The sequence below is a fragment of the Caldithrix sp. genome (genome assembly GCF_056497305.1).
Window position 1 is genome coordinate 1 of sequence record NZ_JBSMDE010000168.1, and the last position, 16902, is coordinate 16902.

Sequence of the window (16902 nt, forward strand, 5' to 3'; positions counted from 1 at the left end):
ATGGCTTTCCGATCTCAAAATTCTGTAGCGCTTCCACTACTACAGGCTGATCTTAAATTTTGATGTGAGCCAAAGCAGGTAAAATTCTTAACCATCGGTTTAATTGACACTTAGGGTGGGCCCGTGCCGAGGTGTCATTCTGAATCCCGATTCATCGGGAAGAAGAATCCTTTACACTGGTTGACTGAATTCCTCTCGCCCCGATTTTCGGGGAGAAGGAGTCAGGAAGTGAGGGCGAACAAGGCGCAGCCTGTTGGGACGTAGAGAAAATCCCGATTTCGGGGAAGGGACCGCCCGTCTGGACTGTGTCCAGACGGACAGGTCTGGCCACCGGACAGGCCCGCCAGTCTGGCAAGGCTCAGCCTGACAGGTCTGGCTGGCGCAGCCGGACAGGTTTATCCGGCCGAAGGACGGGCCATTCAACAATTCAACCATTCAACCAATCAACGATTCAACGGTTTTTCTCCACACACAGCACGTAAATTTTCTTACATCTTTTAAGGAAAGTATTTTAAACAGGACATCAAGCCAAGACGGCTAAAACGGTTGTGCCCTTATCTTATCGAATTAGAACCAGCCTGGCCGTTGTGTTGCTTCCTTTTGTCCTGTCGGTAAGGTTCACAAAATAAATTCCGCTGGCCAGGTTGCTGAAGTTGACCTTAAATGTCTTACGACCAGGCAGCAAAAGCCCTTTGTACAGCGTAGCTATTCTCTGGCCTGCGACACTAAACAATTCGAGTAGAACCTCTGCTCTATGATCGAGATGAAGCTCAATTTTGCAAATACTATTAAAGGGATTGGGAAAGGCCCGTAACACTGCGAAATTCGTCGGGAGCGGTTCGTTCGTTTCCGGAAGGGCTGTGCTCATTCGTTTCATCTTCACCTGACCAAAAAAGGAAGGTCTGGCGTAATCGGCAGCAGCCCACCAGCCAATTTTAGCATCACGAATGCCGCCGTCATCGTCATCATTGATTTGAAGATCAAAACCAATCAACTTGCCATTTTTTGCCTGGCAACCCAGCACGCTCCAGGGAAAAGCCATTTCTACCTGATACCCGTCTTCCTGCCAGAGCACTTTGTAGCGAACGCCCTGCGTGGCCCTGAATTGCGTTTCGACCAGCACAGAATCCACCAGAGTTAAACGATACCGGAAATCATCCATGCCATAGGCCGACGATTTGCTGTTGTCCATGTCAAAGTAGATTTCCAGGTCATCATCCAGAAACAGGTTGTCGCCGGAATCTCTGATTTTCACATCATCTACAATGTCCACCAACAAATAGATGTACTGGTCATCCCAGGCTATTTTGAAGCGGGCGGAAAGGTCCTGACTGTTTTCTACACTGCCCATCAGCACTTTTTCGACGGTATGCCACTGGTAATTTTGCCAGGCCAGTTCTGCCTGTCCATCAATATTAAAAGGATGCTCTGTTTTAGGAGCAATGATGCCATCCGAACTGGTAAAAGGCTTGGTTTTGATCTTTAGAGTGGCTGCGCTTTGCGAACGGTTTCCGGCAAAATCCCTGGAACGAATACTAACGGTGTATTCCTGATCATCCAAGAGATCGGTGATCGTGGCGTTCACCGAGCGTACGGGCAAAATAAAACGCCCATCAAGATACACATCATAGCCAGCAACGCCCACATTATCCGTGGCATTGCCCCAGGAAAGGGTTGCCGAAGAATGATCGATGGAGACCAGAGAAATAAATCGGGGCGCAGAAGGGGGCTGCTCATCAAACAATTGAGAATCCATCCAGTCCAGGCGTTGCGCAATCCAGTTTTTCAGAAATTGTATCTCTTCTTCATAGCTATTTCCAATAAAATAATTGGGCCAAACATATTGCCCCAGCACAGGCCAGCGATCAAAATTTCTGACCTGCGCTTCACTCAACGTGTCCGCATAGGCATCGATCAACTGATTTAAATGCTCCAGGGTCAGGGTTGATTCCCGCAACTGTCCATAGCGATTGATCAACTGTTTCATGAAAACACTGTCGCTGAGCATCTTCTCCCACCAAAAGGGCACTTTAAACGGATCATACTCCGTTTGGGGATCGTGATTAAAATTGACCTGCCATCCGGAAGTAAGAAAACCATGATAATAATCCGCATTACCAAAAGCCAGGTTAAAATCCCAGATGGGGCCCATGTGTAAACGCGGATCTTTATCATCGCGGTCTTTGTACATGAAACTGCTTAAACGATATCCGTCCACATTTCTGCTGATCTCATTCAGGATGAAAAAATCGATAAAGGAAGTCAGATCTACAAAACGGTAATAACCTTCTTCGGCCTCCATGAAAGTACTGGCATAAAACGTTTTCTCGAAATTGAATATCCAATTTTGAATGTAAGTTTTTTGCGCGCTAACGATTCGATCCGGTTTTGGATAGTGGTACTGGTAGAAAATACGCGCTGTAGTTTCGGGATATGGCGGAAAAATCGATTGCCAGCCGTCAATCTCTTCGCCGGCCATCTTATCAATTTTAAGGATGTAGCCGCCCGTTACATCATCTCCCGTGGTTTCATCGGGTTTTAGTTTGGAAATGTTTACGCGATGTTTGTCGCGCTTTATTTTTTCCATCAGAACATAAACACCCCGATAATCGCCATTTAATACCAGTTCACAAAAGCGTGTGCGACTGGCATATTGGCCCATTTCGCGACTGAGTTGGTAGATCAAAACATTGCGTATTAGAGATTTGTCGCTGTACGGTGCGTACAAAATCCAATCATTTTCAGCCGGCAGCCCCAGCAGTGAAACATTCAAATTTTCGCCCGTTTCTGTTTGCGTTTCCAGAGCATATTGTTTTTTGGGAAACATTTGCGAACTGGAACCGCGCAACTCAATAGCAATCTTCCCCTGAAAATGGTTAAAAGGCTGGTTTAAATAGTTTCTCTGGCCCGGCCCGTTGTAAATGATGCCCATGTCTGCCACAATGCGGTACTCATCCGGAATGCTTTTCCCATGGGTGTCAATCACAACAATGGGTAAATTGGATGATTCGAACTGAACAGCAGCGTAAGTGGAAAAAAGGCAAATATGGATAAAAAACAATAATCCAAGGGTTACACTTCTAAATCGTTTCATCTTTGCCAACTTTTTTTAATTTATTTTTTAAAGAAACTGTCATCACATAGGCCACATTTTCATGGATGTGTTACCCCTGACCTCATTTCCTGGGGTAACCTTTAACTCGGCTCGATCAGCAATCGCTTTAACCGTCCCATGACTCCGCCCCTAAGAAAGAAACAAAGTGGCAACACCGGTTTTTTCTGTTCATTCAGGATTCGCATTACAGTACCCGATTCAGATTGCTCATTCATGGCTACTGGCTGTTGCCGCGGAACCATTTCTTTCCTTTTAAATAACAGAACTCCCAAATGGTTCATTCAGCCACCGTTTCGAATCCCCGCTTTTTCAAATCTAGGTAGATCAGGTAACCGGCGCCAACGCCGATCAAAAGGATGAACAATCCCTTGACATAATTGGTAAACAGGAACTCTCCCAGTCCGAACAGAAAGGCATAAACCATAATCACGCCCAGTAACCAATCCAGAAACAGACGGCCAAAACCGCTGTCTCCCTGTACATCGGGCACCATTTTCTGAACATACTGCCAGCCAATGCCCCCGGGATGGGTTCTGCGATAGAATGATTTTAACTTCTCCAGATTAACAGGCCGGGTCAAATAGGTAACCACTAACCAGACAACCGTAGTTCCAAAAACCGTAGGGTACAGGGTGATAGGCGATTTCAATCCTAAAACATAAACGGAAAAAGGATAGATGAACAGGGGGGCGATCATAGCCGAGATTTCGGACCAGGCGTTGATGCGCCACCAGTACCAGCGCAGAATTAGGACGGCTCCCATGCCGGCGCTGGCATTAATGATGAATTCCCATGCGCCGGAAATGGTGGTTAAAAAGTATTTTGTCACCAACAAAGAAAAAATCGTCATGAAAATAATCCCCAGCCTGGAAACGATAACGTAGTGTTGCTCAGAGGCCTGTTTTTTAATAAAACGCCGGTAAAAATCGTTTATTATGTACGAAGTTCCCCAATTGAGTTGAGAGGCAATGGTTGACATGTAGGCCGCCAGAAAAACAGCGATCAAAAGTCCCAACAGTCCGGCCGGCAAATAGCGTAACATCAATTTAGGATACATCACCCCGGGATCCACTGTATTCTCGTATTTTTCGTACATGGCTTTAAATTCAGGGCTGTCAAACTGCGGATCATTACTCTGCAAAAGCGCTTTGTTCTGAAAGGCCTGTTCAACTTTGGCAAACAGAGCGGGATTTTCCTGTTTAATCACATCGGTGTTTTGGGCGCGCGGTAATATGACCAGAGCCGCTAAAGCCACAATAATCCAAGGCCAGGGACGTACGGCATAATGGGCAATGGTAAACCACAGAGTGGCAAACAGACTGTGTTTTTCGTCTTTAGCCGACATCATGCGTTGCGCAACGTAGCCCCCGCCACCGGGATCGGCGCCCGGGTACCAGGTGGACCACCATTGCAAGCCAATGTGGGCAATGAAAGCTCCCAGAGTAAGAGCCAGCGCTCCTCCCGTAATGCCACTGGCCGTTACTTCACCGATCTTTGGAAAAAAATTGATGATCTGCGGATTCAGTTTCTCTTTTAAAGCAACCATGCCCCCGACCTGAGGCAGTTGCACCACGATGACCGCCAGAACGATGCAACCCATCATGGCAAAAACAAATTGAAAACTATCTGTTCTGGCCGTGCCCAACAGGCCGGATGCCGAAGCGTAAATGGCAATTATGGAAGCGGCCAGAACAACCAGCAAAAAAGCGTTGAATTCCGGTAGAACCACCGAGAAAATTTTTTCCATGGCCTTGTTTACCCAGCCCATTACAATGGCGTTCATAAAAAGCCCCAGGTAGATTGCACGAAAACCACGCAGGGCTGCGGCTGCCTTGCCATCATATCGCAATTCGACAAATTCCACATCGGTCATGATGCCCGCCCTGCGCCATAAACGGGCAAAAAAGAAGACGGTTAACATACCCCCGATGGCCAGATTCCACCACAGCCAGTTGCCGGCAATGCCATTGCGCGCCACCAGCTCGGTTACGGCCAACGGCGTATCGGCTGCAAACGTGGTAGCTACCATAGCCGTACCGGCCAGATACCAGGGTAAATTTCTACCAGAGAGAAAGAAGTTGCCGGTACTCTCCCCGGCCTTTCGTGTGTAATAAGCAGCAATCCCAAAAATAATCAGAAAAAAGGCTAAGATCACCGTAAAGTCTAACCAGTTAAGATGTTGCATAGTTCCAAACTCCTCTGAATCACTAAATCAAACAAATCAACATGTCCTGGATTAAGATAAGGAATTTTTAAAGAAATTGCATAATTTTGTTTGTACGAAGAACGAATTAACTTGCTAAAAAATCCGTTTCATTTTTAAGACATCAACCAATCGTTGCCAGTTAGGTCAGCAGAGCCGCAACCTTTAAAAACCGCAGAGGTCCCAAAGAAGGCACAAAGGGCAAAAAATCAATTTTAATTAATTGCCCTCCCCCCCTCGATCCCCCTCTCCCAGAATAAAAATCCGGGAGAGGGGGAATATCTTTGTGGGAAATTTTCTTAATTGTCCGGCCACTTTAGCCGGTTGGAGCGCAGCGGAAATTGCGATTCTCTGGAATGAGACATCAACCCATTCAACAAATCAACAATTCAACAGATTTACATCCTCACACAGCACAATAATCTTCGCATCCCGTAGCGCGACTCTCCAGAGTCGCATTGGCTCGATAGAGCCAATAAAAAATGACTATAAACGGAATTGATTTCCCTTAATACAAAGATTCTAAGGCAGCAAAGCCGCAACCAAAATCAACCACAGAGAGAACAAAGATTTCGAAAAAAAATGAAATTTATTGACATGAAAGGCGAAAACTCAGCAAAGCGGCACAATTCGCTCCCCCTTCCCTTTATTAAAAATGGGAAGGGGGCCGGGGGGTTAGGATATTTAACACAAAAATTTTCGCATCCCGCTGTGGCGGGACTAGATCTTTTAATGGAAGTATTCTAAGAGAGAAAGAAACCATAGAGCCCGAAAATGAGACCTAAAAGAAAAATGGAAAGGGCCAGGTGCAGTGAATTGTAAGCAGTAATAATGCCTTTATTGAACACAAAGGTAAAAGCGAAGCCCGGTAAATTCATTTCGGTAGTGCTTCTCTTTTCTAACCAGCGTGCCAGAAAGAGCACAGCCGTAGAAAAAATGAAAAGCAAAACCGCGAAATGCAAAAAGTTGACCTGTACAAACCAGTTAAATGGCCCCAGATCAAGGTGCAGGCCTCGGACGATCATTTCCAGCACCAATCTGAAGGCGCCGACAATTCCCCCACTGATTAAGGCATAAATAGCACTGCGTCCATTGATTTTGGTATTGAATACGCCAAACAAAAAAACAGCAGCAATCGGCGGGGCAATAAAAGCCTGCAGACTTTGCAGATAGAGGTAAATTTGTTCATTAAACAAACGCGTTAAAGGAATCCAGAGAATGGCGGTGATAACAATGATGGTAGTTGCCAGGCGCCCAACGAGCACCAGCTTTCGCTCTGCGGCCTGAGGATTGTACATGCGGTAAAAATCCATGGTGAACAGTGTGGCTGTACTGTTAAAAACACTGGCCAACGAAGACATCATGGCTGCCAGAAATCCGGCCAGCACAATTCCGCGTAAGCCCACCGGCAAATAGTGCGCCGAAAAGAGTAAGCTGATGATCTGATCGCCCCTGGCCTGGGGAAAAAGCAACACAGCAATCATGCCGGGTAATATCATCAGAGCAGCGGGTAAGAACTTCAGAAAACCGGTAAAAATAGTCGCTGTTCTGGCCTGTTCCAGGTTTTTTGCGCTCAGAACGCGCTGAACGATGTACTGATCGGTGCACCAATACCAGATGGCCAGGATGGGGGCGCCCAGCAGAATTCCGGTCCAGGGAAAATCGGGATCGCTCATGGGGCGGAACACATCAAAATAGGAGGAAGGCAGTTTGTGAAAAAGCGCCCCCAATCCTCCAATTTTGTCCAGACCGGCAAAGGTCAGAATGGCCGCACCGAGGATGAGCACGCCCATCTGGAACACATGGGTGATCATAACGGCACGCAAGCCCCCCACCACAGTGTAGATGCCTGTAATCACCACCATGACCAGGGTGGAGGTGTAGATGTCCCAGCCTAACATGGCATTGAGCAACAAGCCCCCGGCAAACAGCGTGATTGCAATTTTGGTCAGCACGTAAGCCAGAATGGAAATTCCGGTTAAATAGAGACGCGTGGCTCGACCGAAACGCTTTTCTAAAAACTCCGGAATGGTGTACACCCGGGCCTTAAGAAAAAGGGGCGCAAATAGCCATCCCAAAGCCAGCAAAGCAATAATGGCCATCCATTCAAAATGTCCAACCACCAGACCGTTTTGAGCCCCCGAACCAGCCAGACCGACCAGGTGCTCGGTCGAAATATTGGTCACAAAAAGCGAGGCCCCGATGGCCACCCAACCCATCCTGCGGTTGGCTAAAAAATAGCTCTCCGGCGTTTCCTGCTGATTTCTACTACTCCAGAAACCAATGATAAAGACCACCACGGTGTAAATAACCACAATTAGCAGATCAACTCCTGCAACGGACCCCATTGTGTTCTTTCTCGCTTACTCCTACTTCAATAAAACCACCTTATTTTGCTCCAGGGCCTGACCATTTTGCAGCAACTGACAAAAATAGGTTCCACTGGCCCATTGCTCTGCCTTCAATTCATATTGATGCTCTCCGGCCATTTGCTCTCCCAGATCCAGTTTTTTGAATCGTCGGCCGCTGCTGTCAAAAAAGACGAGCTGAACCCGCCCCCGGCGCGGCAGCTGATATTTAAGTTGAAATTGAGGATTGGCCGGATTGGGAAAGATTTTTAATCCATATTGTTCTGGCTTAAGGGACGCCTTTCCCTGCTCTTTAATCCCTGTGAGCTGTTTTTCAATTTTTATGGCGCTGCACAGGGCCTGACCAGAAAGCGGTCGAAAATACACATCAAGTTGTCCATCCTGGACGACCAAATCCTCTACCGTAATGGGCAGCGCCGCATTCTTTCCCACTCGTTCGTAAATATCAAGATTTTCAATTACTTTTTGATTTTCAATCAGCACATCAAATATTCTGGCAGCGGATTGTTCGTGTTCAGTTTCGGCAAAGTAAAATGTCATCCTGTACTGACCATCAGGAACACGAAAACGGTAAAAAGTGAGGCCTCTTACTTCTGTTTGAAACAGTTGATCCTGATCGGTGTTGGAAATATCCAGCGTCGGTTCATGGAAAACGATCTCTCCCCCTTCCCGTCCGTACGGTTGTTCAGGAGCGAACACAGCATCCTGTAACAGGTTTTCGGTATCTTCTGAGCTGCCCAGATTGATTAAGGCCGGAAAATGCAATCCGTTACGAATGGGCACAGATTTTACGGCAATTTTGTTGGCCGCCGGTGACCGATCTACAATATTGGTACAGACCAGCGAATAGGTTTGTTGCACATCCCGGCCCGTAACATCCAGAACCACGGTGCGGCCATCTTCTTTGAGGTGAGCCTTTTGTATTGAAAGTCCGGGAATGATGTAATTACTCGGCCTGTCGGCCTGTTCCCGATCCACTTTTTCTGAAAAGGTCAGCACGACCTGTTCTCCCAAAAACCAGGCGCTGGCCACATACGGCGCTGAAATGTCCTCATCGGAAACCGGTCCGCCCTGATAACCAACCGGGGTCGTTTTCGTCAGACAAAGAATGAGATAGCCATCTTTGAACACGGCATTTTCTTTAATAAATTGCGCATTATTGCCATCAAAGGTGTGGGTTGCTTTTTGCCAACGATTCTGATCATAGGTATTAAACGCGTCTTCCCAGAGCAGGGTAAAATCATCGTTTTGACCCGGCGTGTACTGGTAAACGCGCACCCAATCGTAATAGGCATACGCCGGCAGCAGGTCCGGATTGAGATGCCCGACCCAGTCTTCAGAAGCCGGCGGCCAGATATTCATCATCAATTTTTGAGCATTGCGCAACGTGCCAATGTGCGCGCCGCTCTGACGGTAAATTTCAACGCTGTCCACATACCAGCTTACGTAGTTGGGCGTCCATTCGATGGCATAGATATGAAAATCTTTGTGGGGATTGAAAGCAACGGTTTGCGAAAAGACATGATTGGTCTGCCCTGGCGTAATGGTGTTGAATTGAACCTGATCCGGGTAACGGCCCAAAATTTCAATGTCAATTTCATTCCAATCGTTGAGGCTGGAAATTTCATGATAGGTGAAAAAAGAGCTGAGCATGCCGCTCAGGCCAGCCGATTTCATACGCACCTCAAATCGGCCATAGGTAAAACTGGATCTGGTACGATATTCTGCACCGCGATAGGATTTTTGCGCCCACAGAATAACCGGAATAAAAAGCACAAGCAGATGTGCGTTCCATCTTCGCATAAGACACCCTTTTCCTGAATTCAATTTTTTGTAACGTTCAATTATTATGCCACTTTAATCGTCTATTGCTCTGGGGTAAAAAGGGCTTAATTAAAGGCTATTCTTATGCCTATGGGCCACGTAATCCATCTCCTACCGCTCTTTTTGATTATTGAATTGATAAGAGCGATTATTTTTGTAATAATGTTGTTGCTGATGGATTGAAAGGTTAATTAAGTGAGGGCTACGTTTTACTCCAGGCAGGAATTACCCGGCACAGGCCTTTATGAATGGTCATTTTTACCAATGTGCGGAGGGAAAGCGACCTGCAGAGCAGAGAAATCTTTATCCGGCTAAAAGTGAATCGTCACTGCCGCGGATGTTGTTTACAAACCTGCGCACTTCCCGCACCAGATCTTTGGAGTCGAGTTGATTCAAGAAACGTAAAAAGGCGCTGCCAATGATCACCCCCGCAGAATATTGGGTGTAGAATTTAAAATCGCTGGCAGCTTTGACGCCAAAGCCAATGAAAAAGGGATGGGATAGAGAGGTTGTCAGTTTCTTTAAAAATGTTTCCAGTTGGGGCGAAGGCCGATTGTCCTTGCCGGTTACGCCGGTGTAAGCGGTACAGTAAATGAAGGCCTTACTCCAATGGTCGATGGTTTTAATTCTCTCCCGGGGTGTATTTGGAGCAATGAGATGAATCAAATCGAGGTTCAAAGATTGCAGCAAATGCAGAAAAGGTTCACTCTCTTCAATGGGCCAGTCCGGTAGAATTAAGCCATCCACACCTACAGCGGCGCATGCGTTAAAAAAGGCTTCAAGCCCGAACTGGTAAACGGGATTCAGGTAGCCCATCAGAATGATGGGTAACGCACTGGTGGCGCGAAATTGTTTTACCATTTCCAGAATTTTTTGCAGCGTCACGCCCTGCTTTAAGGCTGTTTGCGCCGCTTTTTGAATCACCGGTCCATCGGCAATGGGATCGGAAAAAGGAATACCCAGTTCCACAAAATCCACGCCGGCCTGTTCGCAGGCGTTTAAAATTTTTGGCATGGCGCTGAATTCCGGAAATCCAGCCATAAGGTAAAGTGAAAGCATCTTTTTCCCGTTTGCTACATTATGGGCGATCATTTCTTGCAGACGTTTGCTCATTGCTCAGTTCCTTTTCTTGCTTCGGTTAAGCGTTTCAATGATTTTACTCAATCCAGATGTTTTAAATAGGTTTCCATATCTTTGTCTCCTCGCCCGCTGAGATTAACGATCACCACCTGTCGGGCTGTAGTTTCAGGTATCAGTTTCTCCAGGTAGGCCAGGGCATGGGCGCTTTCCAGCGCGGGAATGATCCCTTCCAGACGGCTCAGCAAAAAGGCGGCTTGCAGGGCTTCTTCATCGGTCACGGCTGCGTACTGTGCGCGCCCACTCTCCTTTAAAAAACTGTGTTCCACGCCCACTCCGGGGTAATCCAATCCGGCGGAAATGGAGTGCGGCAATTGCACCTGTCCATCCTGGTCCTGCAGCAAATAGGTTAACATGCCGTGGAAGATTCCTGGGCGTCCGGCCGTTAAAGAAGCGGCGTGCTTTCCGGATTGCAATCCCAGTCCGGCCGCTTCTACGCCAATTAATTTTACTTTTTCGTAGGCAAGAAAGGGAAAGAACAGCCCCATGGCATTGCTGCCACCGCCCACGCAGGCCACCAGGTAATCGGGCAGGCCTTGCTCTTTTTCCTGAATCTGGGCTAAAGCTTCTTTGCCGATGACACTCTGGAAATCGCGCACCATCATGGGAAAAGGATGGGGGCCAACCACCGAACCGATGATGTAATGCGTGTTTTGCACATTCGTCAGCCAGTCGCGCATGGCTTCATTGGTGGCGTCTTTTAAAGTTTGCGTTCCGGAAAAGACCGGACGCACTTCTGCGCCCAGCATCTTCATTCGCTGCACATTAGGCTTTTGACGCTCCACATCTTCTGCGCCCATGTAAATGCAGCATTGCAATCCGGCTCTGGCGGCCACCGTGGCCGTAGCCACGCCATGCTGTCCGGCGCCGGTCTCAGCAATGATTCTTTTTTTCCCCATGCGTCGGGCCAGCAAAATCTGGCCTATGGTATTGTTTATCTTGTGGGCGCCGGTATGGGCCAGGTCTTCGCGCTTTAAATAGATTTTAGCCTCACCGTAATGGCTGGTCAGATTCTGGGCAAAATAAAGGGGCGTAGGCCGGCCGGCGTAATCGGTTAATTCCTGCTCTAAATCCTGTAAAAATTGCGGATCGTTTCTGGCTGATGAATAGGCCTCGATTAATGCATCCAGCGCCGGTCTTAGAATTTCCGGCACAAATTGGCCCCCGAACCGGCCAAAGTAACCGCGTTCATCTGGCAGATGCTGTAGGTCTTTTAGGTTCATTTCTTTTCCTCTGTGCGTTTCATTTTGCTTCGATTTTTTGATTAACAATCAATTGCCGCACCTGTGGCAAAGATACGCTAAACTTCATTTTCAGGGAAATCTAAAGCAATAAATAGTGCTGCATGCTGTTCATTTTAAAAATATTAAAGGTCAGCAGCGCTTTTTGCAAGGCTTTAACCTTTTCCAGATCTTTTTTGCCCGGATATTGCTCCGAGCCGCTGGCCACATCAATCACGGCCGGATTAACGGTGTTCAAAGCCTGTAAAATATTTTCGGGATTAATACCGCCGGCCAGAATCAATTTTTCGCGGGGAATTGCCGGCGGAATATTTAGCCAATCCAGTTGCCGCCCTGTACCACCAAAGGCCTGAGGATCAAACGCATCTACCAAAACATATTGGGCCTTTTTGTCCTTAAAAACAAATGGCTCCCCGTGTTTCAGGCGAATGGCCTCAATGACCGGAATGTCGAGCAGACTGAAATCGTCGAAATCCTGTGGCTGATAAATTTGCAAGAAATCCACATGGGTTTGCTCAATAATCTGCTGACATTCCTTCAGAGTGGGTTTTACCAAAATGCCTACGGTTTGCACGGCAGAAGGCAGAGCCTTGATTATTTCTCTGGCCTGCTCAGGTTTTATGAAGCGCTTGCTACCAGCAAAAAAATTAAATCCCAAAAAGGTAACACCCAGAGCGCCCACGCCCAGCCCATCTTCCAGATTGGTAATGCCACAAATTTTAAGATGGGTGAACATAATTGGTTGCCTCCACCATTTCTCTTAAAAATATGGTCGGTTCACTCTGACGCATCAACGTTTCACCAATCAGCACGCCTTTAAAACCGTGAGCTTTTAACATAAGGCAATCTTCCACAGTTTTAATGCCGCTCTCACTGATTACCAGAAGGCCTTCGGGAAGATGCGCCAGCAGCTCAACGGAATGGTTTAAATCGACTTCAAAAGTAGCCAGATTGCGGTTGTTGACGCCCAGCAAAACCGGCCATTGCCGCAAATCTTTGGGTAGTTTGCTTACCTCTTCCACATCGTACAGTTCAATCAAAACCTCCAGACCCAATTCAGCCGCAATCCTCAGGAAAGCCTCGATCTGTTTCTTGCTCAAAATCCTGACAATAAGCAGGATCAGATCGGCGCCCATTAAAGCGCTTTCATAAATCTGATAGGCATCAATGATGAAATCTTTGCGCAGAATGGGCAGCTTAACGGCCTGTCGTACGGCCTGCAAATCCTCTGTGGAGCCCCGAAAAAATGGGCGGTCAGTCAAAACGGAAAGGCCGCTGGCCCCGCCCGCCTGATATGCCAGCGCCTGTTGCACGGGCTCAACCTGACGGCGAATGGTACCGGCCGAGGGCGAGGCTCTCTTAATCTCACATAGAAAATGAAAACCATCGCCGTTGTTTATCTTTTCCAGAAAGGAACAACCCCTTGTACCAGCGTCTTTCAATTTTTGCTTTATTTTTTTTAAACTTAAAGTTGAAATTTTTTGCTCGATTTCACGTTGTTTGTGCCGAACAATCCGTTCCAGAATGTCCATATTGCCCTTGCTGCTCCTGAATTAATTGAAAGACTGACTCATTTCTGCAAATTCCTGTAATTTTTGGAAGACCGCACCGGAATCAAGCAGTTCTTCGGCCAGTTGCCTGCCCTGCTCAATGGTATCCGTTTTTCCAGCCACTTTGAATCCAAATGCGCTGTTCAAAACCACAATGTCCCGATCGGCTCCCGGTTTGCCTTTAAAAATTTGCCTGATTTTTTCAGCATTGTCCTCGGCCGTTTGCCCCACAATTTCATCAAAAGAACCACTGGTTTTGAAATCGTTGAATTCGAAGAATTGCATTTCCTGATCGCTGGGTTTTACCTCAAAAATCATGGTTGTGTCAAATGGAGATATTTCATCCAGCCCGTCCCGGGCATGCGCAACCAGCGCATAATCATGCCCTCTGGCCTGCAGGACTTGAGCCATTTTTCTGGCTGAAGCCATATTAAAAACACCGATTAACTGCCGTTTTACACCGGCCGGATTAAGCAACGGCCCCAGCATGTTAAAGACCGTTCGAATATTCAAACTTTTGCGATGCGGACCGATCTTTTTCATGGCCGGATGGTAGAGCGGTGCGTAAAAAAAAGTAATCCCGATTTGATCGGCGCACTGTTTAGCCTGCTCTGGCGATAAGTTAATGTTGCATCCCAGCGCCTCAAGCACATCGGCTGATCCAGCCTTGCTGGAAATGGAACGATTGCCGTGCTTGGCTACGGTCACGTCCCCAGCCGCCAGTACAAATGCAACGCTGGTCGAAACATTAAACGTACCTTTGCCGTCGCCGCCCGTACCGCAAACATCAATAGCCTGTTGATCCTGTAATGGAACCCGAACCATGTGCTCGTTCAGGACATCCAGGAAACCGTTAATCTCTTCCACGGTCTCTCCTTTTTGGCGCAAGCCCAGTAAAAGCGCGCCGGCCTGCGCAGCAGACAACTGGTCGTCAATGATGGCCTGTAAGGCCTCTTTCGCTTCCTGTCGCGTTAAATCCTGATTGGAAGCAATTTTTTCCAGAATTTCTCTCATACTGCTACCCTTTCCTGTTTAATACTCTGGTACCAATTTTTAATTATGGTAAGCCCGTCGTTGGTTAAAATAGATTCGGGATGAAATTGAATGCCCACCAGGGGGTAAAAACGGTGACGCATGGCCATTATTAAACCATCCCTGGTTTCGGCAATGATTTTTAGTTCATCCGGTAAAGTCTCCCTCTGCACAATGAGCGAATGGTAACGCGTTGCCGGAAAAGGAGAGGCAATTTTTTCAAAAAGAGGATCGCCATGGTGATAAATGGCCGAAATCTTGCCATGCACCGGCTGGCTGACGCGTACGATCTGGGCTCCAAACACCTGGCCAATGGCCTGATGCCCCAGGCAAATACCTAAAACGGGTGTGCTCGTCCCTAAATGTTCAATCACCTGCAGACTAACGCCGGAATCTTCCGGTCGGCCCGGCCCTGGCGAAATGATAATCCCTTCCGGCTGCATGTCTTTGATTTCCTGTAAGGAAACGGCATCATTGCGCAAGACCAGAAGCTGGTCGGTAATCTGGCCAAAATAATCGACCAGGTTGTAGGTGAAAGAATCGTAATTATCGATAAAAAGTAACATCAATCCCCTCCTGCCGCTTTTCTGATGGCCCTGTACAGGGCTCTACCTTTGTTCAGTGTTTCCTGATATTCATTGGCCGGGATGCTGTCGGCGACAATACCGGCGCCGGCCTGCCAGTAAAGCCGGCCCTCTCTGGCCAGCATGGTGCGGATGGCAATGCAGGTGTCCATATTGCCTGCGTAATCAAAATAGCCTACTGCACCGGCATAAAAGGAGCGTTTTTCGGGCTCCAATTGATTAATAATTTCCATAGCCCGAATCTTGGGCGCGCCCGAAACCGTGCCTGCCGGAAAGGCGGCTTTAAATGCATCCACAGCCGTTAAATTGGGTTTTAGCTCGCCAAATACATGGCTGATGATGTGCATGACATGCGAATAGCGTTCGATGGTCAGCAGGTCTTTAACGAGCACTGTTCCTGGTTTAGAGACACGGCCCAGGTCATTGCGCGCCAGATCAACCAGCATGATGTGTTCAGCGCGTTCCTTGGGGTCCTGCAATAATTCCTGGGCCAACTGCTCATCCTGCACTTCATCCTGGCCCCGTGGCCGGGTTCCGGCAATAGGAATGATTTCCAGCTGGCCCTCTTCCAGCCGAATTAATGGTTCCGGCGAGGTGCCCAGAATCTGAAATGTGTCAAAATCCATGAAAAACATGTAAGGCGAAGGATTGATGACGCGTAAGGCCCGGTACACCTGAAAGACATCGCCGCGGTAGTCCAGCGAAAAACGTTGCGACAGAACTACCTGGAAGATGTCGCCGGCAAAAATGTGCTCGATTGATTTTTTAACGGCCTGTTCAAATTGCGCCTGGCTCAGATTGCTATTAAAATGTTCATCGGAAATATCGAAATGGCCGAGCGGCAGGCCTGGCGCTTCCCTGAGCAATGTGTCCCGCAGTTCGTCGAGTTGACGTACGGCTTGCCGGTAATCTCGTTCCAGGTTGCTCTTATCTGAGACATCGATTAATTTTATTAAATAAAGCTGATTTTTTACATGATCAAAAGCGATAATCTCTTCAAAAAAGCCCAGGATGGCATCGGGAATGCCGAGGGTATCGGGCCTGGCCGGAGGAATGTTCTCGATCTGACGAATCATGTCGTATCCCAGATAGCCAACCGCTCCCCCAATAAAACGGGGTAATCCGGCTAATTGGATCGCCGGCCACTGATTCAAGCGTTCATTTAATTGCCTGAAAAAAGAACTTTGCTCCGTAAACTGGGAAGCGTTCTTTTCAATCAAATAATCCACAGGACGACAACCAATGAAGGAATAACGCCCCATTTGCTGGCCTTTGACAACGCTTTCCAAAAGAAAGGAAAATTTACTCTGTCGACGCAAACGTAAATAGACCATGGTCGGCGTTAAAAAATCGGCATTAAGTTTCTGATACACCGGGATTCGGTGTCCGTCCCTGGCGAATTTGCGGATAACATTCAGGGGAATGGTTTCTGCGTAAAAATCAATATTTGCCGAGGCAATGTTTCTATTCATAGTAACACGACTCCAATAAAAAACCCACTCATCAGGGAGTGGGTTCAGTTGTACATTTAATTTTTAAAATTACCTACCTGAACCCAATTTAAATTTAAACCAGAACCACCAGAGTTTCATTTGTTTGGTGAAATTCATTGTTTCCATGCCCTAAAACCAACATTTTGTTTCTATGGATAGTAACAAAAAAATTTTATGAATGCAAATAAAAATAATCATCGTCCGTCCATTTTAACGGATTGGTTTTGATGTATTGTCGAATGCGGTTCAATTCGGTTTCGTTACGGATGATGTGTTCCCAATAATTGCGTTGCCATATTGTGGCGCCGGGCGTTTGGCGAATACGATTAATTTTACGTGTAGTTACGTTGCAAT

The 16902-nt window shown here is 47.3% G+C and carries 11 protein-coding genes and 1 pseudogene; all 12 read right to left on the bottom strand.

The window, feature by feature from the left end; genetic code table 11:
* Positions 1–559: 559 nt before the first annotated feature.
* Complete coding sequence (locus ACWB0I_RS14020; RefSeq protein WP_479388694.1) at positions 560–3094, bottom strand: CotH kinase family protein; 2535 nt, start codon at positions 3092–3094, stop codon at positions 560–562.
* Between the two features lie 298 nt (positions 3095–3392).
* On the bottom strand, positions 3393–5300 hold the full coding sequence (locus tag ACWB0I_RS14025) for a sodium:solute symporter family protein (RefSeq protein WP_479388695.1): 1908 nt from the start codon (positions 5298–5300) through the stop codon (positions 3393–3395).
* A 761-nt stretch (positions 5301–6061) separates the two neighbouring features.
* Positions 6062–7666, bottom strand: a complete 1605-nt coding sequence (locus ACWB0I_RS14030; protein WP_479388696.1) for a sodium:solute symporter — start codon at positions 7664–7666, stop codon at positions 6062–6064.
* A gap of 21 nt (positions 7667–7687) precedes the next feature.
* On the bottom strand, positions 7688–9490 hold the full coding sequence (locus ACWB0I_RS14035; protein WP_479388697.1) for a family 16 glycosylhydrolase: 1803 nt from the start codon (positions 9488–9490) through the stop codon (positions 7688–7690).
* Between the two features lie 324 nt (positions 9491–9814).
* Complete coding sequence (trpA, locus tag ACWB0I_RS14040; protein ID WP_479388698.1) at positions 9815–10624, bottom strand: tryptophan synthase subunit alpha; 810 nt, start codon at positions 10622–10624, stop codon at positions 9815–9817.
* A 47-nt stretch (positions 10625–10671) separates the two neighbouring features.
* On the bottom strand, positions 10672–11871 hold the full coding sequence (gene trpB, locus ACWB0I_RS14045) for a tryptophan synthase subunit beta (protein ID WP_479388699.1): 1200 nt from the start codon (positions 11869–11871) through the stop codon (positions 10672–10674).
* Between the two features lie 100 nt (positions 11872–11971).
* Entirely contained in the window at positions 11972–12625 is a 654-nt protein-coding gene (locus ACWB0I_RS14050) for a phosphoribosylanthranilate isomerase (protein WP_479388700.1), read from the bottom strand.
* On the bottom strand, positions 12609–13421 hold the full coding sequence (gene trpC, locus ACWB0I_RS14055; RefSeq protein ID WP_479388701.1) for an indole-3-glycerol phosphate synthase TrpC: 813 nt from the start codon (positions 13419–13421) through the stop codon (positions 12609–12611). The genes ACWB0I_RS14050 and trpC overlap by 17 nt, the downstream gene beginning before the upstream one ends.
* Positions 13422–13442: 21 nt before the next feature.
* A complete protein-coding gene (gene trpD / locus ACWB0I_RS14060; RefSeq protein ID WP_479388702.1) occupies positions 13443–14453 on the bottom strand; it encodes an anthranilate phosphoribosyltransferase in 1011 nt (336 codons plus the stop codon).
* Positions 14450–15037, bottom strand: coding sequence for an anthranilate synthase component II (locus ACWB0I_RS14065; protein WP_479388703.1), 588 nt, complete (start codon positions 15035–15037; stop codon positions 14450–14452). The genes trpD and ACWB0I_RS14065 overlap by 4 nt, the downstream gene beginning before the upstream one ends.
* Positions 15037–16527: an anthranilate synthase component I gene (gene trpE, locus ACWB0I_RS14070; protein ID WP_479388704.1), complete on the bottom strand. Its 1491-nt coding sequence runs from the start codon at positions 16525–16527 to the stop codon at positions 15037–15039. Before trpE ends, ACWB0I_RS14065 begins: the two co-directional genes overlap by 1 nt.
* A gap of 193 nt (positions 16528–16720) precedes the next feature.
* Positions 16721–16902: pseudogene (locus ACWB0I_RS14075) on the bottom strand (transposase); the annotation flags it as partial.

Excerpts from the sequence above, each read along its gene's own strand:
- ACWB0I_RS14035 (WP_479388697.1), bottom strand. The coding sequence starts at position 9,490 with ATGCGAAGATGGAACGCACATCTGCTTGTGCTTTTTATTCCGGTTATT.
- ACWB0I_RS14020 (WP_479388694.1), bottom strand. The coding sequence starts at position 3,094 with ATGAAACGATTTAGAAGTGTAACCCTTGGATTATTGTTTTTTATCCAT.
- ACWB0I_RS14065 (WP_479388703.1), bottom strand. The coding sequence starts at position 15,037 with ATGTTACTTTTTATCGATAATTACGATTCTTTCACCTACAACCTGGTC.
- trpA (WP_479388698.1), bottom strand. The coding sequence starts at position 10,624 with ATGAGCAAACGTCTGCAAGAAATGATCGCCCATAATGTAGCAAACGGG.
- ACWB0I_RS14025 (WP_479388695.1), bottom strand. The coding sequence starts at position 5,300 with ATGCAACATCTTAACTGGTTAGACTTTACGGTGATCTTAGCCTTTTTT.
- trpB (WP_479388699.1), bottom strand. The coding sequence starts at position 11,871 with ATGAACCTAAAAGACCTACAGCATCTGCCAGATGAACGCGGTTACTTT.
- trpD (WP_479388702.1), bottom strand. The coding sequence starts at position 14,453 with ATGAGAGAAATTCTGGAAAAAATTGCTTCCAATCAGGATTTAACGCGA.
- ACWB0I_RS14030 (WP_479388696.1), bottom strand. The coding sequence starts at position 7,666 with ATGGGGTCCGTTGCAGGAGTTGATCTGCTAATTGTGGTTATTTACACC.
- ACWB0I_RS14050 (WP_479388700.1), bottom strand. The coding sequence starts at position 12,625 with ATGTTCACCCATCTTAAAATTTGTGGCATTACCAATCTGGAAGATGGG.
- trpE (WP_479388704.1), bottom strand. The coding sequence starts at position 16,527 with ATGAATAGAAACATTGCCTCGGCAAATATTGATTTTTACGCAGAAACC.
- trpC (WP_479388701.1), bottom strand. The coding sequence starts at position 13,421 with ATGGACATTCTGGAACGGATTGTTCGGCACAAACAACGTGAAATCGAG.